The following is a 22966-nucleotide window of genomic DNA, read 5'->3' as shown; positions in this document are numbered from 1 at the left end:
GCCGGGTCGATTCTAACGGAACGACCGTCGCACGAGAGCCGAGCGCACCTTCAAGCCGACGGTGAGCGACACGCGAATCGGCCACAGCCACCAGCCGGAGTACTTCTTGTTGAGGAACCGGCGGGCGCTGTCGTGATGCGCCTGGATCATGCGTGCCGAGTCGCTCGTCGTCGAATGCGCCCCCGTGTGCACGACCTGGGCCGACGGTTCGTACACGTTGCGATAGCCGAGCTTGCCCAGCCGGTAGCCGAGGTCGACGTCTTCGAAGTACATGAAGAAGCCGGAGTCGAATCCGCCGAGCTCGGTGAACGCGGAGCGGCGCACGAGCACGCAGGAGCCGGAGAGCCATCCGGCATCTCGCCTCTCCACGCGGGTGTCCGTGTCGTTGCGGTAGGAGCGGGTCCAGGGGTTGCCGGCCCACAGATTGACGAAGAGGGCGTGGCCGACGCCCGTGCGCAGCGACGGCACGGAGCGGGCGGACGGGTACACATCGCCCTCCGCGGTGAGCACCTCCGGTCCCACGGAGCCGATCCGGGGGTCGGAGTCCCCGACGGCGACGAGGGTGTCGAGCGCCCCGCGGGTGAGGCTGACGTCGGGATTGCTGACCAGGATCCACTCGACGGACGAGGGAAGCGTCGCGACCGCCGCATTGATGGCGCCGCCGTATCCGAGGTTCGCGTTCAGCGGGAGATAGGTGACGGCGTGTTCCCTGGCGAGCTCCGCGACAACCGCGTCGCCGCTGGGCACGTTGTCGGCGACGACGACGGTCGTGGGCTGCGAGCTCGCCGCAGCGACGGAGTCCAGAAACCCCACGAGCACGTCGAACGAGCCGTAGCTCACAGTGACGATGGCAGTTCTCGCGGCGTCGGCCGAGGACGCCGCGCTCACGACACTCGTTCTACCGAGTTGATGGCACCGGTCGCGGCGAACTGGACCACGCCGCCGCCCGTGGGGTCGGGGGCGAAGTCGAGGTGGCCGGCGTTCTGCAGCTGGGCGATGGTGACGCCGTCGCCGGTCTCCGCGCCCGCGCTGATGATGAGGCGCTCGCGACCGAAGTTGACGTCGGGGAGGGTGAACGAGATGGCGTAGTCGCCGGGCGCGGTCGGGGTCTCCAGCTCCAGCCCCTTGGTGTTGAGGTAGTAGATCGTCTGCCCGAGCATCGACTGCAGCGTGAATCCCGTGATCCAGTCGACGGGCGAGTTCACCCGCGCGCGGATGGTGAATGTGAGCGAGCTCCCCGGCGCGATGGGTTCCGCGCCCGCGGCCTTGCCGTCGGCGGTGGTCACATCGACGGCCAGGATGTCCACGGCCCCTGCGAGCTGCTCGGCGGCGTCCGCGGAGGCGCGCTCCTTGGCGGCAGCGGCTACACGATCGCGTTCGTAGCCTTCCCGGAGTACCCGGATGCCCTCGCCGACGTCGCCGTCGTGCACGATCTCACCGGCGTCTAGGACGACGGCGCGTGTGCAGACGTCGGCCACCTGCTCCGCCGAGTGGCTCACGAGAACGATCGTGCGGCCCTCGCGCTGGAACTCGCGGATCTTGTTCATGCACTTCTGCTGGAATGGTTCGTCGCCGACCGCCAGCACCTCGTCGACGAGGAGCAGATCGGGATCGGAGTGCACCGCGACGGCGAAGGCGAGACGCACGTACATGCCGGAGGAGTAGAACTTCACCTGTGTCTCGATGAACTCGCCGATGCCGGAGAACTCGACGATGTCGTCGAAGACGAGGTCGGTCTCGGCGGTGCTGAGTCCGAGGATGGCGGCGTTGATGTAGACGTTCGCCCGGCCGGAGAGGTCGGGATGGAATCCGGCGCCGAGCTCGAGGAGCGCCGCGACGCGACCGCGGCGCAGCACGGCGCCCGAGGTGGGGTCGATGATGCCGCCGATGAGCTTGAGCAGCGTGCTCTTACCCGAGCCGTTGTGGCCGATGAGGCCCAGAGTCTGCCCCTGTTCGACCTCGAGGGAGATGTTGCGGAGCGCCCAGAAGTCGGAACGCGACTTCTCGCGGCTGCGGAAGTACAGGATGCGATCCTTGATGGACTTGTCCTTGTGCAGCACGAACCGCTTGGAGGCGTCTCGGACGGAGATGATCGCTTCGGTGTTGACGGCGGTCTCGGTGATGTTCATTGTCTTACAGCTCCTGGGCGAAATTGCCCTGTAGTCGTGAGAAGACCCGTTGTGCGAGGAAGAGCGCGACCAGGCTGACGCCGAGGGCGATCAGCATGCGCAGACCCAGGTCGTCCGGCCAGAACTGCGAGGGGTCGTTCACCCCGGCGACCCACATGGCCTTCTGCATGCCGAGGACGGCGAGGGTGACCGGGTTCGCCAGATAGACCTGCTCGATCCAGGACCCCTGGAGGGCCTCGTTCACGAACGTGACGGAGTAGACGATGGGCGACGCCCAGAAGAAGACCATGAGAAAGATGTCGATGAGGTGCTCGACGTCGCGGAGATACACGTTCACCGCCGAGAGCACGAGGGCGATCGCGGTGCCCAGTACCACCATGAGCACGATGGCCAGGGGGAGGTAGAGCAGGTTCGGACTGAGCGGCAGTCGTCCGAGGACGATCGTGGCGACGACGAGCACCAGGAACTGCACGACGAAGTTGAACAAGGCGCCGCCGACGGCGGCGAGCGGGAAGATCTCGCGGGGGAGATAGACCTTCTTGATCAGGCCCGCGTTGGCGAGGATCGACCCCGTGCCCGAGCTGACGATCTCGGAGAACAGGGACCAGATGGTGAGACCGGTGAACACGAAGATCGCGAAGTCGGGGACGTTGCGCGCCGCACCGAGGAACTGCCCGATGGCGACGTAGTAGATGACGAGCTGCGCGAGGGGTCGCATCAGCGACCACACGACGCCGAGGGTGCTGTTCTTATAGCGGGCGCGGATCTCGCGGTTGACGAGACGGCCGAGCAGCTGGCGATGCTGCACGATCTCGGTAATCGACGACCAGGTGCTCCGCGATCCGCGGCCACCGATCTCGCGCAGTGGTTCGTCGATCACCCGCAGCGTTGGCGAACTGCCGGGGTCGCGCTGGTCCATAAGCTCACTTCCGATGACTGATTGATCATTCTATACGCGCTCAATTGGCCTACACCCGGGCATGCTGGAGTACGGCGGGGCCTCTCGTGGAACTGCCAGCCGGTGTACATACACTTCGGGAGCAGGAGCCGCATCAAGTATGGCGGAGAAATCCGAGTGGCCTAGAATTGCGGTCCCGACGGGTACCCATACTGTGCACTCGAAGCGCGCGACAGCTGTGCGAACCACACCTCTCTCAAAGGACTACGACATTTCGACGCCATCGCTCTTTCACGCCCTAGCCCAGCGAGCACGGCGTGGAGTCGCCAGGGTCGCTTCCGCGGCCGGCGTGCAGCTGAGGCTCGTGATCCGCTACGGGCCGTCCGGCAATATCCGGTACCTCACCGACAACATCCGCGACACCACCCCCGTGCACATCTTTGCGAACGGGCTGAAGTCGACGCTCGACGAGAACATCGCACGCAAGTGGCACATGGTGCACCGGCGCCACCTCGTGGTCGTCGTCGTCGGCTCGACCGACGAAGACCTCTCCGGCTGGATCCGCCGCACCCGCGGTGACCTGCACTGCCACTTCCTCATCTCGACCGAGGCGGCGGCGACACTCGTCGACGTCGACCCGACCTTCTATACGGCGTGCGACTTCCTCGACGACCACCGCGGGGCCGACACCGACCTCCTCGAGGTCAAGGGATACATCCAACAGCACTGGCGAGCCAACGACGTCTTCATCGTCGACGCGGGAAACCCCCTCGTCGACCCGTTCGCGATCATCCGGATCCAGCACGCCGCGCACGCCTACGAACCGCTGACGAACGAGATCGGCATAGTCGTGCCAGCGCTGCTGCACGGGGACGACGTCGTCGCCGGGTTCGAATGGGACCGTTCGCGTGCCGAATGGTCGACACGCCCGCCGCCCGCGGTCGACTACGGCCATCGCGACGTACCGCGCTATGTGCTGGCGGCGAACGCGCACGGTTTCTACGCCACGAGCGACGCGATCGACAGGATCAGGTTCGCCCGTTCCGACGCCGACGGCCTGAGCTTCGACGAGCAGGTCGCCCGCTTCATCGGTGCCGGCTGGCGGCAGAACGTGCGCACGCTGGCCTTCGCCCCGGTGCAGCTGGCGGTGAACGCCATCACCCTTCCCCGCACGTACGACGCCGACCGGCAGTGGCAGTCCAACCGCTCGGTGGTCGCAGCCGACGGAAGACGCCGGGTGATCTACGTCCTCAACGCGACGAGCGTGAGCGGCGGCATCCGCACCGTCTTCGAACAGACCAACGGTCTTCTCGAACGCGGCTTCGACGTCGAGGTCTGGTCGCTGGAAGACCAGCCCACCTGGGTCGACCTCAACGTGCGTGTCAAGAAGTTCAACTCCTACGCCGACCTCCAGGTGGCGCTGCGCAACGAAGAGGCAATCAAGGTCGCGACCTGGTGGGAGACCGCGCAGGTCGTCTGGCTCGCCAGTGTGAACTCCGGCGTCCCCATGTACTACGTGCAGGAGTTCGAGACCTGGTTCTACCCGGACGACCCCTCGGGCAAGGCGGCCGTGGCGGCGTCGTACCGCAAGGAGTTCACGCAGATCACCATCGCCACCTACCAGCAGGGCGAGCTCGAGGAGATCGGCAGCGAGGCGCTGCTCATCCCGAGCGCTTACGACAAAGACAAATTCCATCTCGTCGACGGTGTCGAGCGCGACGACAACACCGTCATCGCCGTCGGCCGGTCGTTCTTCCAGAAGAATTTCGCCATGACCGAGAAGGCGTGGAAGTCGATGGGCGACGACCGCCCGCGCCTGTCGCTGTTCGGCTCCGAGCCGGACATCGTCGACGACGAACGCGTCGACTACACGGTCCGACCGAGCGACGCCGAGCTGAACGTGCTGTACAACCGGGCGACCATGTTCGTACAGACCTCGCTGCACGAGGGCTTCGGCCTTCCGATCATCGAGGCGATGGCCGCCGGCTGCCCCGTCATCACGACCGACTCCCATGGAAACCGGGGCTTCTGCATCGACGGTGTCAACTGCCTCATGGTCGAGGTGGGCGACTCCGACGGTCTCGCCGCAGCGATGCGACGTCTGCTCGACGAACCTGACCTGAGGGAGCGGCTGCGCGTCGCCGGTCTCGAGACCGCGGCCCGGCACACCTGGGCCGTCATCCTCGACTCGTTCGAGGCGCTCTACGAAAGGGCGAACTGACGTGCCTGCTCTGAAGAACCGGCTCCGGTCCGCACTCGTGCGGGCTGCTAAGAAGCTGCCTAAGGGCGCGACCGACGCACTGCGACGGGCGGAGGGCCCCCGCGCCTACGAGCGCAACACGGCGGGCCTCACCGCGAACATCCCGATGCGGGAGTGGGCGACTCGCGAACGCCGTCCGGTGAGCATCGTCATCCCCAGCTACAACGACATCCCGCTGCTCAGGGCAGCCGTCGACAGCATCGAGGCGACGTGCGCCGGCTTCGACTACGAGGTGATCATCGTCGACGACTACTGCCAGCCGGCGAACAGCGAACTGCTGCGTGCGTTCCAGTCGCCGACCGTCCGTGTCATCTTCAAGGAGGAGCGCGTCGGGTTCGCCGGCACGGTCAACATGGGCATGGCCCTCGCCCGGCACGACATCGTCTTGCTCAACAGCGACATCGTCGCCAAAGACGGATGGCTCGAGGCGCTGCAGTACTCCGCCTACGCGATCGACCCCAGAATCGGTCTGGTCAGCCCGAAGCTCGTCTATCCGAACGGCACTGTGCAGTACGGCGGCACCTACTATGCGCGGCTGTTGGCCCCGCAGTGGTTCGGGCACCTGTTCGTCGGCAGCGCCGCGACCCGACCTGTCGCCAACGTGGCCACCTACAACCGGTCGATCTCTGGGGCGTGCGTCTACATCAGGCGCGACGCGTACGCCACGCTCGGTCCGCTCGACGAGCAGTTCTGGCTCGGTTTCGAAGACGTCGACTACGGCCTCCGGGCGTGGGACGCCGGCATCCGCTGCTACTACCAGCCCGCGTCGATGCTCGTCCACCACGAGTCGGCAAGCCGCGGCTACAGCCAGGGCCAGCGTGAACTGGGTTCGATGCGCTACTTCTGGCGCCGTTGGAGCGCCCAGTTCCTCACCCGCACCCTGTCCGCGACGCCCACCGTCGATTACGTGCTCAGCCCGGCCGCCACACCCGCGTGGCGTGACTACGTCACCCAGCAGGCGGCGCAGCTGCGTGCGCTCGGCCACACGACCGAGGTCCACGAGATCGCCGGCGACGGTGTCGACGAGCAGCTCGTCGAGCGACTGCGCTCGCGCGAGTCGGTCAAAGTGTCGTGCGACTGGGGTACGAGCGAGACGGTCTGGCTTTCCGCGCTGCAGCACGGCAAGCCCGCGTACCTGCTGCCCGGCGTGGAGAGCGGACGATACCCGGCCGACCGCGCCCGACAGGATTCGATCATCGCGAACTACAAGCCAGAGTTCGACTACATCGCCCCGAACCGTTGGACCGCCGACCAGCTCCGGGCAGAGGCGGCGTGGGAGACCCGCGGTCGCGTCGTCCCCGTGACCACCCCCGTCGCGATGGCCGGCGACGGCGACCGCACCGCGGTCGTGACGGTGGGGCTCGATGCTTCGAGCCGCGCCACCGTCGACGCCGCCGCCGCGCAGCTCTCGGTGACGGTGCGACATGTCGAGGAGGCGGAGCCCACGGCAGCCGTGCTCGCGGAGATCAACGCCATGGCCCCCCGGGTCGTCGTCGCGCTGGCCGAATACGACACGAGCCTCACACCGCTCGCGCTGATGGGGGTCGGCGGGGCGTTCGTCGGGCGACTCAACGACAAGACCCGGTACGAGGTGCTCGACGGCTACAACAGCCTCCTGATCGACCCGGCCTCCGCAGCGGCCCTCCGCACGGCGCTCGACGATCTGTTCGGCGACGACCGCGTGTGGCGTGAACTCGGCGGGAACGGACGGGGCACGGCCGAGCGCCTCCACGACCTCAACGCCCGGGAGATGTCTCGGATCCTGGCGACCATCGCCGACAACGCGGTCTGACGGCCGAACGCCCCTCTCCCACTACCCGATCGGCAATCATGGCAGAATCAGCCTCCACTCCCGCGGTGGTCCCGCCCGTCCGACTGCTCATGGTCGTGCCCGACGTGGTCGGCGAGAAGATGGCCGGCCCCGGGATGCGGTACGTCGCCCTGGCCAAGGCCCTCGCCCCCTTTCTGCCCGTCACCCTCGCGGTCGCCGAATCGGGCAGCACCGCTCTCGACTTCGGCACGCTCAACGTGACGGTGCGCACCTGGCACGACCACAAGGACCTGCAGAAACTGGTCGACGAGTGCGACATTGTCTTCTGCCAGTTCTTCGACACCAATGTCGTGCGCTACGCACTGCGTGCGGGAAAGCGGGTCGTCTACGACCTGTACAACGCGCTCCCGATCGAGACCATCGGCGCCGAGCGCATCAGCGGGCATACAGACGCCGAGGGCAAGGACCGCGAGTACGCGGAGCTGCTGCGTTACTTCCGTTTCGCGAGCAAGGCGGGCAGCTACTTCGTCACGTCTAACGAACGCCAGCGCGACTGGTGGCTGGGCTACATCATGGCCTCGGACGGCATTCGGCCGAGCACCCTGGGAGGTCGCGGCCCCGACGACATCGTGGGGCTCGCACCATTCGGCATGACCGAGTCCGACCCGGTGCAGCAGCGCTCAGCGCTCCGCGGACACCACGGCATCACAGACGACGACTTCGTGCTCATCTGGGCGGGCGGCATCTGGGACTGGTTCGATGCTCTGACGCCCATCCGCGCGGTCGCCGAACTCGCCGGGACCGATTCACGGATCAAGCTCGTGTTCTACGGCACGGTGCACCCCAACGCCACCATCGGCAAACCGCCCGCCGTCGACAGGGCGGAAGAGCTCGCCCGCTCGCTCGGCGTGCTAGGCACCTCCGTGATCTTCCTGCACGACTGGGTCCCCGCGGAAGAGCGGGCCGACTACCTCCTCGACGCCGACGCCGCACTGTCGGCGCACAAGCAGTCGCTCGAGACCCACTACGCGTTCCGCACCCGCGTCCTCGACCACTTCTGGGCGAAACTGCCGAGCATCGTGTCGAGCGGCGACTGGTTCGCCGACTACATAGAGAAGGAACAGCTCGGCCTGGCGACCCCGCCAGGCGACGTCGAGGCGATGAAGGCCGCCATCTCCCGGCTGAGCACGGACGTCGACCTGCGCGAGCGCGTGGTCGGCAATATCGAAAGGGTGCGCGAAGACTGGCGTTGGAGCGCGACCACCCGGGAGCTGCGCGAACACCTGACCGTGAAGGTGGACACCCTCGCATTCCGGCCGGAACCAGCGGACACCGAGCAGGACTCGCAGGCGCAGCTCGGAACGGGCGCCCTGTCCGGGTGGGCCCTCGCCCGCGGCTTGATCGGAAGGGTCGGGCATCGTCTTCGCCTCGGCAGGCTCGCCCGCCTATTGCGCCCTACGAAGCGCTGAGCACACACGGGTCGTCGGCGTGCGGCTTGCTACACTTTCGAAGCCTGTGTTCCCCAACCGGAAGAGCGTTTATGCCTAAGCTGCGACCGGGAGTCGTCTCCGTTGTCCTCGTGAACTTCCGCGGCGCCAGCGACACCATCGAAGCGATCGCCGAGATCGGCAGGCTCGACTGGCCGAGCGAGCTGCTCGAGATCATCGTCGTCGAGAACGCGTCTGGCGACGACAGCGCCGACCGGATCCGCACGGCGGCGCCGCATGTCACGCTCGTCGTCTCGCCCACCAACGACGGCTTCGCCGGGGGCTGTAACCGGGGTGTCGCCGCCTCGAGCGGCGAGTTCATCGCCCTGCTCAACAACGACGCGAAGCCGGATCCCGGCTGGATCCGCGGCGCCGTGGCCAAATTCGGCGAGTCGTCCCGCATCGGCGCGGTCGCCAGCCGCGTGCTCGACTGGGACGGCGAGCTGGTCGACTACATCGGTTCCGCCATGACATGGTACGGGATGGGCTACAAGCCGCTCACGGCGGAACGCGTGCCGGCGGGCGTCGATACCGCGAGGGACGTGCTGTTCGGCACGGGGTCGGCCATGTTCGTGCGCCGCTCGGCCTACGACCAGCTCGGCGGCTTCGACGAGCGGTACTTCATGTTCTTCGAAGACGTCGACCTCGGCTGGCGTCTCAACCTCGCCGGCTGGCGCGTGGTCTACGAGCCCAAGTCGCTCGCGTACCACAAGCACCACGCGTCGATGGCCGAGTTCGGCCCGTTCAAAGAGACCTACCTCCTCGAGCGCAACGCCCTGTTCACTCTGTACAAGAACCTCGGCGACGAGGGACTCGCCGAGGCGCTCCCCGCGGCGATGGCGCTCTCGGTGCGCCGCGCGATCTCGCGGGGAAAGCTGGACTCCACCGCGTACGACCTGCGCAAACCGGGAGGCGACGGCGAAGACAGCACGTCGGTCTCCAAGCAGACGATGTCGGCGATGTTCGCGATCGACCAGTTCACCGAGGCGCTCCCCTCACTCCGCGCGACCCGGGACGCGATCCAGGCGTCGAGAACGGTCTCCGACACGAGCATCTGGCGCCTCTTCGGCAACGCGGATGCGCCCGTCTACCAGGAGCCCGCGTACCTACGCGGGTACGAGAACATCGTGACCGCCTTCGACGTCGCCGAACCCCCGCGCGGCACCCGGGTCCTCGTCATCACCGGCGACCCCATCGGCAAGAAGCTCGCCGGTCCCGCCATCCGTGCCTGGAACATGGCGGAGCTCTTGTCGCGACAGAATGCGGTGACGCTCGTCTCGCTCTCCGGTGTGGAGCCGATCGACGCGTCGTTCGACGTCGTGCACGTGCGCCCCGGCGACAACCACGCGTTCAACAAGCTCGAGGCCTGGGCCGACGTCATCATCTTCCAGGGGCACGCGATGGCCGTGTTCAGCGCGCTGCAGACCACGCGCAAGATCCTCGTCGTCGACATCTACGACCCGATGCACCTCGAGCAGCTGGAGCAGGGCAGGGAGCTTCCTCCCGAGCAGTGGAGATTCCAGGTCGAGAGCGCGAACGAGGTGCTCAACGAGCAGATGCTGCGCGGCGATTTCTTCCTCGCGGCCTCCGAGCGACAGCGGATGTTCTGGCTGGGCCAGCTCGCTTCGCTCGGACGTGTGAACCCGGCGACCTACGACGCCGACCCCGACCTGGAAGGACTGATCGGCGTGGTGCCGTTCGGTCTGTCGTCGCTGCCGCCCGAGCACAAGGAGGCGGTGCTCAAGGGTGTCCTCCCGGGGATCGCGGCCGACGACAAGGTGCTGCTCTGGAGCGGAGGGCTGTACAACTGGTTCGACCCAAAGACGCTCATCCGCGCGGTCGCCGACCTGTCGAAACGCCGCGACAACATCCGACTGTTCTTCCAGGGCACGAAGCACCCGAATCCGTCCGTGCCCGAGATGCGCATCGTCGGCGAGTCCCGCTCGCTCGCCAGAGACCTGGGTGCCCTCGACAGCTCTGTCTTCTTCAACGCGTCCTGGGTCGACTTCGCCGAGCGCGGCAACTACCTCACCGAGGCCGACGCCGGGGTGAGCACACACTTCTCGCACATCGAGACGACCTTCTCGTTCCGCACCCGGATCCTCGACTACCTGTGGGCCGAGCTGCCGATGGTCGTCACCGAGGGCGACCATTTCGCCGAACTCGTCGAGCGGGAGAAGCTCGGTGTAGTCGTCAAGGCCGGCGACGTCGACGCGCTCAGCGCCGCGCTCGAGCGTGTGCTGTTCGACGAACGATTCATCGCCCAGGCCCGCAAGAACATCCGACGCGTTCGCCAGCAGTACTTCTGGGAGGAGGCCCTGGCACCGCTGGTCGCCTTCGTGGCCGACGCGCACCATGCACGCGACAACGCCCACCTCGCCTCCACGACGGGCGCGCCGGCGAAGTCCCGGGTGCGTCGCAGGCGATCGGGCCTGCGCCACGACGCGGGTCTGGTCGTGCACTATCTCCGCAACGGCGGGCCCCGCCTCGTGCTGTCGAAGATCTCCAACCGGATTCGTCGTTGACTACCGACCAGCCAAGGGTCTCCGTCGCGCTGTGCACCCACAACGGCTCGCGCTTCGTCGAGCGTCAGCTCGAGAGCATCCTCGTCGGCGAGCTCCTGCCGACCGAGATCGTGGTCTCCGACGACGCATCGACGGATGACACGGTCGGCATCGTCGGCGCGATGACCGGACGGTTCGCCTCCGCCGGCGTGGCCGTGGTCGTTCTCGAGAACTCGCCGGCCCTCGGTGTCGTGGCGAATTTCGAGCGCGCCATACGCGCCTGCACCGGAGACCTCGTCGCGCTCTGCGATCAGGACGATGTATGGCATCCCGACCGGCTCCGGGTCGCCGTAGAGGCGTTCGGCCGACGTCCCGAGCTGCTCCTCCTTCACTCCGATGCCCGGCTCGTCGACGCTGCCGGTACCCCGCTCGGGCTCACCCTCTTCGACGGCCTCGGCATCAGCGCCCAGGAGCGCTCGGCCATCCACGACGGTCACGGCTTCGACGCGCTTATGCGTCGCAACCTCGTGACCGGCGCGACCGCTGTCATCCGCCGGGAACTGGCCGGGCTGGCCGTGCCGTTCCCGGCGCCTTGGGTGCACGACGAATGGCTCGCCGTCGTCGCGGCAGCGCTCGGCGGCCTCGACTTCGCTGAAGAGGAGCTCGTCGACTACCGCCAGCATGGCGCGAACCAGATCGGTGTGACCAAGCTCACCCCCGTCGGAAAGATCCGCAGGCTGTTCGAACCGCGCGACGACCGCAACGTCTACCTCGCCGACCGGGCGCGCGTGCTGCTCGCCGGCCTCACCGCGCTGGGGGAGCGCGTGCCGCCGGAGGTGCTGGCCAAGGTGGCCGCGAAGGTGCGCCACCTGGACGCCCGCGCCCGGCTTCCTCTGCCGCGCCTGCTGCGCGTCGTCCCCGTCGTGGCGGAGGCTGCGACCGGGCGCTACCGGCTCTACAGCCGTGGGCATCTGGACATCGCGCGCGACCTGCTGCAGCCGGCGGGCCGGCCTTCCGCCTCGTAGCGGTTTGTGGGCAGACCGCGCACCGAGAGAGGCGCGAATCGCAACGCTGTAGACTCCCATGCGTGCAAATTCGCGAACTTTCTATTCCCGACGCCTACGAGATCACCCCCAAGCAGTTCGGTGACGACCGCGGCGTGTTTCTCGAGTGGTATCGCTTCGACAAGTTGGAAGAAGCCAGCGGTCGCTCCATCGACCTGAGGCAGGCGAACACGTCGGTATCGAAGCGCGGCGTAGTCCGTGGCATCCACTTCGCCGACATCCCCCTGGGTCAGGCAAAGTACGTCACCGTCACTCACGGGGCAGTGCTCGACTACGTTATCGACATCCGGGTCGGCTCGCCCACGTTCGGCCAGTGGGACTCGGTCCTGCTCGACACCACCGACCGCCGCGCCATCTTCCTCTCCGAGGGCCTCGGCCACGCGTTCGTCGCATTGACGGATGACGCGACCGTGAGCTACCTCGTGACGGACGTCTTCAACGCGCCTCGTGAGCACGGCATCAACCCTGTCGACCCCGAGGTCGGTCTGGTCTTCCCTCCCGACGCAGGCGAAGCCCTTCTCTCGCCCAAGGACACCGAAGCCCCCGGCCTCAGCGAGGCCGCAGCGGCCGGCCTTCTCCCGACGTGGGACGAGGCTCGCGCCTTCTACGCGTCGCTCAACAGGACGGGAAACTAGATCGTGCGCGGAATTATTCTTGCCGGCGGATCCGGCACGCGGCTCTGGCCGATCACCAAGGGCATCTCCAAGCAGCTGATGCCCATCTACGACAAGCCGATGATCTACTACCCCTTGTCGACGCTCATGATGGCGGGGATCAACGAGATCCTCATCATCACGACGCCGGAGTACAACGACCAGTTCCGTGCCCTCTTCGGCGACGGTTCAGACATCGGCATCTCCATCGAGTACGCCGTGCAGCCGTCGCCCGACGGCCTCGCACAGGCCTTCATCATCGGCGAGGAGTTCATCGGCGACGAGAGCGTGGCGCTCGTGTTGGGCGACAACATCTTCCACGGTGCAGGCCTCGGGTCGTCGCTGCGTCAGAACAACGACGTCCAGGGCGCTCTCATCTTCGCGTACCACGTGTCCAATCCGCGCTCATACGGAGTGGTCGAGTTCGACGACGACTTCAACGCGCTCTCGATCGAGGAGAAGCCGACGGCGCCGAAAAGCAACTACGCCGTGCCCGGTCTCTACTTCTACGACAACTCAATTGTCGAGATCGCGAAGTCAATCGAGCCCAGCGCCCGCGGCGAGCTGGAGATCTCCACGGTCAACGAGCGCTATCTCGAGGCGGGAAAGCTCCACGTGCAGGTTCTCGACCGCGGAACCGCGTGGCTCGACACCGGCACGTTCGAGTCGATGATGCAGGCGTCGGAGTACGTGCGCGTGATCGAGGACCGCCAGGGGTTCAAGGTCGGCTGCGTCGAGGAGATCGCCTGGCGCGCCGGATGGATCGACGATGCCCAGCTGCGCGTGCTCGCGACGCCTCTGCTGAAGAGCGGATACGGCTCCTACCTGATCGGACTTCTCGACGCTAACTGAGCATCCGCGAACTCCGGACAGAGGTCGAATACCCCGCAGACTAGGGGTATCCGACCTCTGTTTATATGCTGGGTCGCGCGGAAGTGGTGGGGTAGAGTCGCTGGTAAATGCTGCGGCCGGCGGAGTTCGCCGCGGTGGCTCCATGCCGATTTTCGGCGGGCGTTACAGAAGGCAGAAATCATGATCTCTCTCAGCAATGCGCGTCGCATCGTGGCGGGCGCAATTTCTGCGATCGTGCTGACAGCCGGTGTCGTCGTCGGTGTCGCGGCACCCGCCCAGGCAGCCGACCCCGCGACCTTCGACCCCGGATACATCATCTCCGACCAGCGCTTCTTCGACAGCGGCGCGATGGACGAGGCGGCGATCCAGTCGTTCCTGAGGTCGAAGCTGCCGAGCTGCGCCCAGGCGAACGGCGTGGCCTGCCTTCCCAACTTCACCGAGAGCACCCCCTCGCGTGACGCGACCACCCGCTGCGCCGCGTACCCCGGCGCGGCGAACGAACCGGCCAGCAGGATCATCAACAAGGTCGCGAAGGCCTGCGGCATCAACCCGCAGGTGCTCGTGGTGACGCTGCAGAAGGAGAACGGCCTCGTCACCAACGGCTCGCCCATCGCGGGCTCGTACCGCACGGCGATGGGCTACGCCTGCCCCGACACTGCCGCCTGCGATTCCACCTATTTCGGCTTTTTCAACCAGGTGTACAGCGCCGCATCGCAGTTCATCCGCTACGGGGTGAACCCCGCCAGCTGGCGCTACCGCGTCGGCTCGATCGCCGTGCAGTACCACCCCAACGTCGCGTGCGGCTCGTCGGTGGTCAACATCCGCAACCGCGCGACGGCGGCGCTGTACAACTACACGCCGTACCAGCCCAACGCCGCGGCGATGGCCAATCTCTACCGCACCGGCGACGCATGCTCCTCCTACGGCAACCGAAACTTCTGGGCCTACTTCACCGACTGGTTCGGATCGACCACCGGCCCGGTCAACCCGTTCGGCTACGTCGACGCCGTCACGCCCGGTGTCGGACAGATCGCGGTGAAGGGCTGGGCGATCGACCCCGACTCCACGGCATCCCTCGACATCCACATCTATGTCGACGGCGTGGGGACGAGTGTGAACGCGAACGAGTCCCGCCCGGATCTGGCGGCGCCCTACCCGAACTCCGGTACGGCGCACGGATTCTCGTCGCTGATCCCGGTCGGATTCGGCGGCGCGCACGAGGTCTGCGTCTATGCCATCAATACCGGACCGGGCACGCACTCGCTGCTCCAGTGTTCAACAGTGGTGACCCCTGGCGGACCGCCGACCGGGTACATCGACTCGACCGTCGCCTCGGAGGGCGCGGTGACCGTCGGCGGATGGGCCATCGACCCCGACACGGTGGCGCCCGTCCAGGTCCACGTGTACGTCGACTCCGCGAGCGTCGCGGTCAACGCGAACATCCAGCGGTCCGATATCGCCGCGGCGTTCCCCGCCTACGGCGGCGCGCACGGCTTCAGCACCACGGTGCCCGCCTCTCCGGGCCCCCACCAGGTGTGTGCTTTCGCGATCAACCTCGGCGTCGGCGGCAACACAGCCCTCGGTTGTGTTCAAGTGACTGTTCCGTACCCTGCCGGCACGATCCCCGAGTTGGGGCGCGCTCCGATCGGGTACATCGACTCGACGGTCGTCTCCGCGGGAGCGGTGACGGTCGGCGGATGGTCGATCGATCCCGATACTGCGGCGCCAATCCAGGTGCACGTCTACGTGGGCGCGACCGGTGTGGCCCTCACCGCCAACATCGACCGCGCCGACATCGCGTCGGCTTTCCCCGCCTACGGCGGCGCCCACGGGTACAGCGCGAAGATCAACGCCGCGCCCGGAACACACAACGTGTGCGCCTACGGGATCAATACGGCCCCGGGAGGCAACTCCTCGCTGGGCTGCGTACAGGTGACGATACCGGCGCCGGCGGGCGGCGCCATCGTCGAGCAGGGACGTGCGCCCATCGGCTATCTTGACTCTGCCGTCGTTTCGGCGGGAGCGGTGACCGTGGGCGGATGGTCGATCGACCCCGACACCGCGTCGCCGATCTCGGTGCACGTATACCTGGACTCGGCGAGTGTCGCGGTGCCGGCGAACATAGAGCGCGGCGATATCGCAGCGGCCTATCCCCTCTACGGCGGGGGCCACGGATTCAGCACGCAGATGGCTGCGACACCGGGTGTCCACCGGGTGTGCGCCTACGCGATCAACAATGCCGGAGGCGGCAACTCCGCCCTCGGCTGTGCCACGGTGACCGTCCCGTAGGTCGGCCGGCTTCCTCGCCCGGCTAGACCGGGAGGCGCTGCGTGGCCGGGGCGACGAGACCCTCATCGGGGCGACCGGTCGTACGGGCGCTCCAGATCATGGCGAGCCATACGATCATCGCGGCGAAGCTGAGCGCGCCGACGGCCCACATGCCCATGGGGCTGACAGGAATCGACCACCACCACTCGACGCGGGAGTCCAGGTTGCCGCCGCCGACGTCGACGCCCGTGACGTACCGGCGCAGGTTGTAGTGCAGCGCGACCGCGTTGGCCACGGCGAGAGCCGTCGCGACCGCGATGAGCTGCTCGCGGGTGATCCGGATGGTGTTCATCGACGGCTGGAACAGCGCGATTCCCGCGAACAGCACGACCAACGGGATCAGGTACCGCGGCTGCACGCCGTCGCCGACGACGGTCTGTGTCTGATACAGGATCAGCCACGGGATGAACAGCACGAGTGCGAAGACGTACAGGGCGGCGAGCGTCTTGCGTCGGCTCGACGCTCCGAAACCGATGGCGACAAGGGCGACGAAGGCTGCCATCGCCAGGAACGACACGGCCGCAGGCATCGCCGTGTCGAGCCACCCCAGGCCGGACGTGCGGAACCCCGACGTGCCGAAGACGCCGAACCACAGTCCGGGCACCTGCAGGAGGTTGTCGACGATGAGCGTGAAACGGCCGTATACGGGGCGCACGAAGTTCGGGTCGAGCCCGGTGGTGGCCGCAGTCGACTGCCGTGACGAGAGGAAGATCAGCACCGCCGGGACGATCATCGCGAGCGGCACGAGGGAGAGCACGAAGAACTGGCGCTCGGCGCGGAACTTGAGCAGGAGTACGGCGCCGATCGCCAAGACCGCGTAGATCGCGCTGTCCGCCCTGGCGCCGGCACCGATCACCGTGCTCAGGAGGGCGGTGCCGGCGAGGGCGATCCGCCTGGCGCCCGTCGTCTCGAAGAAGCCGATCAGGGCGATCCAGAGTGTGCCGGCGGAGAGAATCGCCCAGCCGCTCGGATTGTTGGACGGAATGAGGAAGATCCCGAGGGGCACTATGGAGACGGCGATGGATGCGACGAGAGTCGAACGCCGTGCCAGCGGCAGCAGCAGGAAGAGGCCCGTGACCAGGGCGACGAAGAGCACGCTGTTGGCGATGCGCATGACGAGGGCGGACGTCTGCAGATCGTCGCCGGCGAAGGCGCTCATGACGAAGTAGTAGACCGGCGGGTACGAGCCGTCGAAGTTGCCGCGGTCGGTCGAGGTCAACCCGGTGGTCAGGTCGTCGCCGTACCCGGAGCCGTCCCCCTGGCATCCCGCGCTCTGTTCCGGATTGAAGGCGTAGCAGACCGCCGAGCGTTCGATGTCGACGGAGACCCGGCGCTCGTCGTCGGCGTCGCCTGGCTCGCACATCTCGGTCGTCGCGCCGCTACCGCACCAGATGCTCGCGAGGTGGTAGTCGTCGTCGGGGCTGGCGCCCACGGGCGAGGCGAACCCCCAGCTCACGAGAGCCGTGAGGGCGAGGAGGGGGATGGCGATCAGCGGGATTAGGGAGCGTCGGCGACCCCCGCTCGTGCCCCGGCTGGCCTGCGTCATCAGCGTCCGTCCGCCCGCGGGGTCTCGGAATCGTCGAGCTCGTTGAGCCGCAGCTCGAGCAACGCGACGCGCTCGGCGAGCGTGCGGGTCTTGCTCTCGAGCTGGGTCAGCTCAGAGCTGTGCTGGAGGCAGACCAGGAAGAGGACGGCGATCCCAGAGAAGAAGACCAGATTGGTGGGCACCTCGACACCGACCGCGTCCGCGGCCCACTCGAGGGTGGCGGGGAAGACGCCGACGATCAGCGCGATCACGCCGGCGACGAACCACCACACCGCGTGCCGCTCGCGGAGGTGGCGACGGCGGAGGAGTTCGACGACCACGACGAGGATGAGCGCGGCGGAGAGGATTCCGAAGAGGTATGAGGTGAAGGTCATGGTCTGCCCCCAAGGCGGTAGGTCGAAGCCGGACGCATAAAAGCGAATGTGAGAGCGAGCGCCGCCCGGCCCAGGTACAGGGCGGATTTCGCGGGGTTGTGCGAGGGCACGCCTCCCGCTCGGGGGCGCATCGAGACGGGCACCTGCTTGACGACGAGTCCGGAGCGAGCGGCGATGACCAGCGCCTCGATCGTGTCACCGAGGTACTCGGCCGGGTAGTGCTCGGCGAACAGCGCCACCGCCCGCGGGCCGGAAGCGCGGTAGCCCGACGTCGTGTCGGTGAGTTCCGTGTGGGTTGCGCGGCTGAGGATGGCGGCGAGGCTCTTCATGGCCCACTGCCGGGGGCCGCGCACGGAGTAATCGCCCTCTCCGGCGAATCGGGCGCCCAGCACGAGGTCGGCCGTCTCGAGTTCACGCAGCAGGGCGGGCACACTCTCCGGATTGTGCTGACCGTCGGAGTCGATCTGCACCACGGCGTCGAACCCGTTGTCGACGGCGAATCGGAAGCCCACGCGCATGGCGCCGCCCACGCCGAGGTTGAAGGGGAGCGTCGCGACCCGCGCGCCGGCTTCGCGCGCGACCTTGCTCGTCGCGTCCGACGATCCGTCGTCGACGACGAGAACGACGGCGTCCGGGTTGCTGAGGAACACCTCGCGGACCACTTCGGCGACAGAAGCCTCCTCGTTAAAAGCGGGCATCACAATTAACGTCTTGCTGGACAAGGGCATGACGGGAGTCTAGCAATCGCGTTGTCCGCGCAGCCTGACCGGCCCCGCCGCGCCGACGGGGGCGCGTCGGGGGATGTTGGTAGGGTGACGGGCGGTGAATTCATTGCAGAGCGGTGGTGTGATTGTGGCGGACTCGTTGCGCTCTCGATGGACGACAATGGCCGCCGGCTATCGCCGGTTGGTAGAGCCTCGCCTCTCGGGCCTCCCGAACGGTGTGGTGGTTGCCTGGTACCCCGTGCTCGTCGCTCTCCTCGGCCTCGTGCTCATCGTCCTGCACATCAGCGGCACATCGTCCGGCGCCAACTTCCGGTTGTTCGGCACGGGTGTGGATCCGCAGCTTCTCTTCAGCAGCCCCAAAGAAATCCGCACCGACGAGTGGCTCGTGCAACAGGGGTGGGTGGTGTCCCAGGCACAGCAGGGATTCCCGCTCGTCAACGGCACGTTCCCGGGCGGAATGAACACGACCGCCGTGATGGAACTGCCCAGCTGGGACTGGACCGCCCTGTTGCGCCCGCACATGTGGGGCTTCCTGCTCTTCGGCCTCGAGGCCGGAGTCGCCTGGCAGTGGTGGATCCCCGGCATAGCGCTCGCGACCGCGGCCTACCTGTTGTTTGTCACGCTCGTGCCCCGCCGCCCGGCGACCGCGGCGTTCGTGGCGACGGCGGTCTTCTTCTCGCCGATCATCCAGTGGTGGTACGGACCGAACTCGATCTGGCCCGTGGCGTGGGCGATGCTCGCGATGGCCGCCACCGTCTGGTTTCTCCGCGACACCCGCAGATGGGTGCGGATCGTCTGGGCGGTCACCGTGGGCTGGCTCGCCGTCACCACGGCGATCGGGCTGTACATCCCCTTCTCGGCTCCCTGCATCATCGTCTTCCTGCTCTTCTTCATCGGCACGGTCCTGCAGGATCGCCCCTGGTCGAAAGACCGGCTCGGGCTCCTGCTGCGTCGACTCGCGCCCATGATCGTGGCCGGCGTAGCGGCGGCCGGGGTCATCGGGTTGTTCGTGGTCACCCGCCTCGACGTCTTCGTCGCCGTCGGCAGCACCGTGTATCCCGGACAGCGATCCGATCCCACGGGGCGCATTCTGCTCGACGACCCCCAGGCCGTCGGCTTCCTGGGCGCGCTGTTCGGACAGTCGTTCTCGGCGACGAGCCCGAACGTGCTCGGGCCGAACCCCTCCGAGTCGGCGACCGTCATCCTGATCTCGCTGTTCCTGACACCCGCGCTGATCTGGTTCGCGGTGTCGGCCTGGCGCAGAGAACGACGGATCGACTGGCTGCTCGTCACCACCTGCCTCACGACGATCCTCTTCCTGGCGTACATGTTCGTTCCCGGATGGGACGCGCTCGCGAGACTGCTCCTGCTAGACAAGGTCCCGGTCTCGCGGCTCCGGGTCGGTTTCCTGGCGATGACCGTCGTAGCCGTCGCGCTCACGGTGCGAGAGGTCGAGACGAGGGCGGCACGCGTCGCGCACGGGAGGATGCCCCGCAGTCTCGGCCCGGCCGTCCTGAGCACCGCGGCCGTGGTAGCTGTGTGCGCCTATGTGGCGTACATGATCTTCACCAGGGATCCCGGGGTGGTGTCGGCTACGTGGCTGTGGCCGATCACGCTGGTGACGATGATCCTGTCGACGGCTCTCCTCTTCTTCCGCCGCACGGTTCCCGTGGCGGCCGCGTGCCTGCTCATCGCCGCGGTGACCATCGGCGCCGCGGTGAACCCGCTCTACCGAGGCATCTTCAACCTCAACGACACCCGCATCGGCCAGGCGGTGCGCGAGATCGACGACGCAGATCCCGGCACCTGGATCGGGGTCGGCGAGAGCAGCACGATGGCCGTGCTCGTGTCGTCGGGGGTGGACGCCTACAGCGGGATGCAGCCCTACCCGTCGGAGGAGATGTGGGAAGACATCGATCCGGACGGCTCCGACGAGGCCGCGTGGAACCGTCTCGGCTACGTGCGCTGGGTGTTCGGGCCGGGCGAGCCGGAGTCGGCGAACCCCGCGACCGACCAGATCGTCTCTACCTTCGACGCGTGCTCCGAGTTCGCACAGCAGAACGTGGACTATGTGCTGACCGACGGCGTGCCGCCGACGATGGACTGCCTGACCCTGATCGCTGACGAACAGCAGGGCGCGTCCAGCATGCAGATCTACTCCGTGGGTCCGCAGGCCGGATAGCCGCGACGCCACGCCACGACGAGAATAGCCGCAGCGCACCGCTTCGGACCCTCGGCGTTGCTATCCTTTGTGATCGTGCACTTATGCGAGGATTCCTGTGGTTAGGAAGCTGCGGGTCGCTGACTTCTCCCGGCGGGAACGCATAGCGGAGGCATGCCGCGAGATCGTCGAACCGGCCGCGACAGGTCTCCCCAACTGGCGCGTGTTGACGTGGTTCCCTCTCCTCGTGGTCGTCGGCGGAGCCATCCTGATCGTGTTGGGCATCAGTGGAACGTCGTCGGGTGCCCAGTGGCTGGTCTTCGGAGACGGGGGAGTGGACCCGCAGATCCTCCTCGGCGGTCCCCGGCTGATCAGATCAGACGAGTGGTTGGTGCAGCAGGGGTGGGTCGTCTCCCAGGCCCAGCAGGGATTCCCCCTCGTCAACCGGACATTCCCGGGCGGTATGGATACCAGCGTCGTGTTCGAGTTGCCCGCCTGGGACTGGACGGCACTCCTTCGCCCGCACGCGTGGGGCTTCCTCGCGTTCGGCGTCGACGTCGGCGTGGCGTGGCAGTGGTGGATTCCGGCGATGGGACTGGTGGCCGGCGCCTACATGCTCGTTGTGACGTTGCTCCCCAATCGTCCCCTGACCTCGGCGCTCGTCGCCGCCGCCGTCTACTTCAGCCCGATCTTCCAGTGGTGGTACGGACCCAACTCGCTGTGGCCCGCCGCCTGGGCGCTGCTCGCCATGGCCGGCACGGTGTGGATGCTGCGTGACCCGAGGCTCTGGGTGCGAGTCGTGTGGGCCGTCGTCCTGGGCTGGCTGGCTGTGACCATGGCGATCGGGCTGTACATCCCGTTCGTGGTGCCGTCGCTTCTCGTCTTCGTCTTCTTCTTCGTCGGCGCAGTGCTCCAGGAACGGCCGTGGGCGGCCGAGAGGGCGAGACGCACGTTCGGGCGGCTCGTGCCGCTTCTCGCCGCGGGGGTAGCGGCAATGTCGGTGACCGGTATCTTCGTCGCGACCCGGTTTCCGTCCTTCGTCGCTGCACAGGCGACCGTCTACCCGGGAGTGAGATCCGACCAGACCGGCCGACTGCTCGTCGAAGACCCGCACCTGACGGGATTCGGCGGCGCGCCGCTGGGACAGTCGTTCGCGACGTCGAATCCGAACATCCTCGGCCCGAATCCGTCGGAGGCGGCGACCGCGATCCTGTTGGCGGTGTTCCTGGCTCCGGCGCTGGTCTGGTTCATCGTGCGGGGCTGGCGAAGGGATGCGACGATCGACTGGCTCCTCGTCGCGACCACGGCCGGGCTCGGCCTGGTGCTGGCGTACCTGCTCGTGCCTGGGTGGGATTCGCTCGCGCGCCTGCTGCTCCTCGACAAGGTGCCGGTGCCGCGATTCCGCATGGGCTTCGCCGTGATGCTGCCGCTGTTCTTCGCCCTGGTCGCACGCGAGGTCGTCCGGCATCCCGGTCGCCGCACGTTGCCGATCTCGATCCTCTGCGGCCTGCTCGCCGTCGCCTTGACGGGGTGGGTGGTCGGCTCCGCTTGGACGCTCGACCCCGGTACGCTCGCCGACTCACGGCTGTGGCCGGTGGCGGCCCTGGGCATCTGCGCGAGCGTGGTGCTCGTCTTCTTCCGCAGGACGATCCCGATCGCGGCCGCTGCCCTGCTCGTGGCCGCCCTTTCGATCGGCGCCGCGGTGAACCCGCTCTACCGCGGCATCTTCGACCTCAACGACACGGCTATCGGCAAGGCCGTCATCGAGACGAACACCGTCGAAGCGGGCACCTGGGTGGGTGTCGGCAGTTACGAGACGATGGCCGTGCTCGTCTCGTCGGGCGTGGAATCCTACAGCGGCATGCAACCGTATCCGTCAGACGAGATGTGGAAAGCGATCGACCCGGAGGGCAGGTACGAGGACGCCTGGAATCGGCTTGCTCACGTTCGGTGGACGTTCGGCCAGGGGGAGCCGGTGTCGGTCAACCCGCAACGCGATCAGATCGTCACGACCTTCGACGCCTGCTCCGCGTTCGCCCAGGGCCACGTCGACTTCGTGCTCGCCGACAGCGACCCGCCGTCGATGGACTGCCTCGTCCAGCTCGATCTCGAAGAACAGGGCACGAGCCGCATGGCCGTCTACGGAGTCGTGGCATCGGCGCGGTAGACGGCGGGGGCCGCCGACGCTGGGGAGAACGGTGGTCGGCTAAACTT

Annotated in this window: 16 protein-coding genes; 10 read left to right on the top strand and 6 right to left on the bottom strand. The window is 67.3% G+C overall.

Annotated elements, in window-relative coordinates; genetic code table 11:
* Positions 1-12: 12 nt before the first annotated feature.
* From ABIE21_RS15225 to ABIE21_RS15215, 3 genes are read right to left on the bottom strand one after another with little or no spacing between them, the layout of a single operon-like run.
* Positions 13-888 carry a glycosyltransferase family 2 protein gene (locus tag ABIE21_RS15225; protein ID WP_354025695.1) on the bottom strand — a complete coding sequence of 292 codons (876 nt, stop codon included), beginning with the start codon at positions 886-888 and terminating at the stop codon, positions 13-15.
* On the bottom strand, positions 885-2129 hold the full coding sequence (locus ABIE21_RS15220; RefSeq protein WP_354025694.1) for an ABC transporter ATP-binding protein: 1245 nt from the start codon (positions 2127-2129) through the stop codon (positions 885-887). Before ABIE21_RS15220 ends, ABIE21_RS15225 begins: the two co-directional genes overlap by 4 nt.
* A gap of 4 nt (positions 2130-2133) precedes the next feature.
* Complete coding sequence (locus ABIE21_RS15215; protein WP_354025693.1) at positions 2134-3009, bottom strand: ABC transporter permease; 876 nt, start codon at positions 3007-3009, stop codon at positions 2134-2136.
* A gap of 367 nt (positions 3010-3376) precedes the next feature.
* Between ABIE21_RS15215 and ABIE21_RS15210 the strand changes: the two genes are divergently transcribed.
* The 8 genes from ABIE21_RS15210 (at position 3377) to ABIE21_RS15175 (ending at position 15907) form a co-directional block, all read left to right on the top strand.
* Positions 3377-5248, top strand: a complete 1872-nt coding sequence (locus tag ABIE21_RS15210; RefSeq protein ID WP_354025692.1) for a glycosyltransferase family 4 protein — start codon at positions 3377-3379, stop codon at positions 5246-5248.
* 1 nt (position 5249) lies between these two features.
* Positions 5250-7079 (top strand): glycosyltransferase, encoded by a 1830-nt coding sequence (locus ABIE21_RS15205; RefSeq protein ID WP_354025691.1) that lies wholly within the window; start codon positions 5250-5252, stop codon positions 7077-7079.
* A 38-nt stretch (positions 7080-7117) separates the two neighbouring features.
* Entirely contained in the window at positions 7118-8527 is a 1410-nt protein-coding gene (locus tag ABIE21_RS15200; RefSeq protein WP_354025690.1) for a glycosyltransferase, read from the top strand.
* Positions 8528-8598: 71 nt separating this feature from the next.
* Positions 8599-11070 (top strand): glycosyltransferase, encoded by a 2472-nt coding sequence (locus ABIE21_RS15195; RefSeq protein ID WP_354025689.1) that lies wholly within the window; start codon positions 8599-8601, stop codon positions 11068-11070.
* Positions 11067-12074 (top strand): glycosyltransferase family 2 protein, encoded by a 1008-nt coding sequence (locus tag ABIE21_RS15190; RefSeq protein ID WP_354025688.1) that lies wholly within the window; start codon positions 11067-11069, stop codon positions 12072-12074. The genes ABIE21_RS15195 and ABIE21_RS15190 overlap by 4 nt, the downstream gene beginning before the upstream one ends.
* Before the next feature lie 62 nt (positions 12075-12136).
* Positions 12137-12748, top strand: a complete 612-nt coding sequence (locus tag ABIE21_RS15185) for a dTDP-4-dehydrorhamnose 3,5-epimerase family protein (protein ID WP_354025687.1) — start codon at positions 12137-12139, stop codon at positions 12746-12748.
* Positions 12749-12751: 3 nt separating this feature from the next.
* Entirely contained in the window at positions 12752-13618 is an 867-nt protein-coding gene (gene rfbA, locus ABIE21_RS15180) for a glucose-1-phosphate thymidylyltransferase RfbA (RefSeq protein WP_354025686.1), read from the top strand.
* Between the two features lie 180 nt (positions 13619-13798).
* On the top strand, positions 13799-15907 hold the full coding sequence (locus ABIE21_RS15175; RefSeq protein WP_354025685.1) for a hypothetical protein: 2109 nt from the start codon (positions 13799-13801) through the stop codon (positions 15905-15907).
* A gap of 22 nt (positions 15908-15929) precedes the next feature.
* On the opposite strand, the gene ABIE21_RS15170 is transcribed toward ABIE21_RS15175, so the two are convergent.
* Genes ABIE21_RS15170 through ABIE21_RS15160 form a run of 3 tightly spaced genes read right to left on the bottom strand, consistent with a single transcriptional unit; the run spans position 15930 to position 18594 of the window.
* Positions 15930-17492 (bottom strand): DUF2142 domain-containing protein, encoded by a 1563-nt coding sequence (locus tag ABIE21_RS15170; RefSeq protein ID WP_354025684.1) that lies wholly within the window; start codon positions 17490-17492, stop codon positions 15930-15932.
* Positions 17492-17866, bottom strand: a complete 375-nt coding sequence (locus ABIE21_RS15165; RefSeq protein ID WP_354025683.1) for a DUF2304 domain-containing protein — start codon at positions 17864-17866, stop codon at positions 17492-17494. The genes ABIE21_RS15170 and ABIE21_RS15165 overlap by 1 nt, the downstream gene beginning before the upstream one ends.
* Positions 17863-18594, bottom strand: coding sequence for a glycosyltransferase family 2 protein (locus ABIE21_RS15160; RefSeq protein ID WP_354025682.1), 732 nt, complete (start codon positions 18592-18594; stop codon positions 17863-17865). The genes ABIE21_RS15165 and ABIE21_RS15160 overlap by 4 nt, the downstream gene beginning before the upstream one ends.
* A gap of 235 nt (positions 18595-18829) precedes the next feature.
* Between ABIE21_RS15160 and ABIE21_RS15155 the strand changes: the two genes are divergently transcribed.
* Positions 18830-20773, top strand: a complete 1944-nt coding sequence (locus ABIE21_RS15155) for a DUF7657 domain-containing protein (RefSeq protein WP_354025681.1) — start codon at positions 18830-18832, stop codon at positions 20771-20773.
* A gap of 97 nt (positions 20774-20870) precedes the next feature.
* Positions 20871-22919, top strand: coding sequence for a DUF7657 domain-containing protein (locus ABIE21_RS15150; RefSeq protein ID WP_354025680.1), 2049 nt, complete (start codon positions 20871-20873; stop codon positions 22917-22919).
* The last annotated feature ends 47 nt before the right edge of the window (positions 22920-22966 follow it).

The organism is Conyzicola nivalis (assembly GCF_040548875.1).
In the GTDB taxonomy this organism is placed as follows: Bacteria; Actinomycetota; Actinomycetes; order Actinomycetales; family Microbacteriaceae; genus Conyzicola; species Conyzicola nivalis_A.
Note: the sequence above shows the minus strand (reverse complement) of the source record. Positions and strands in the feature narration are given on the sequence as shown.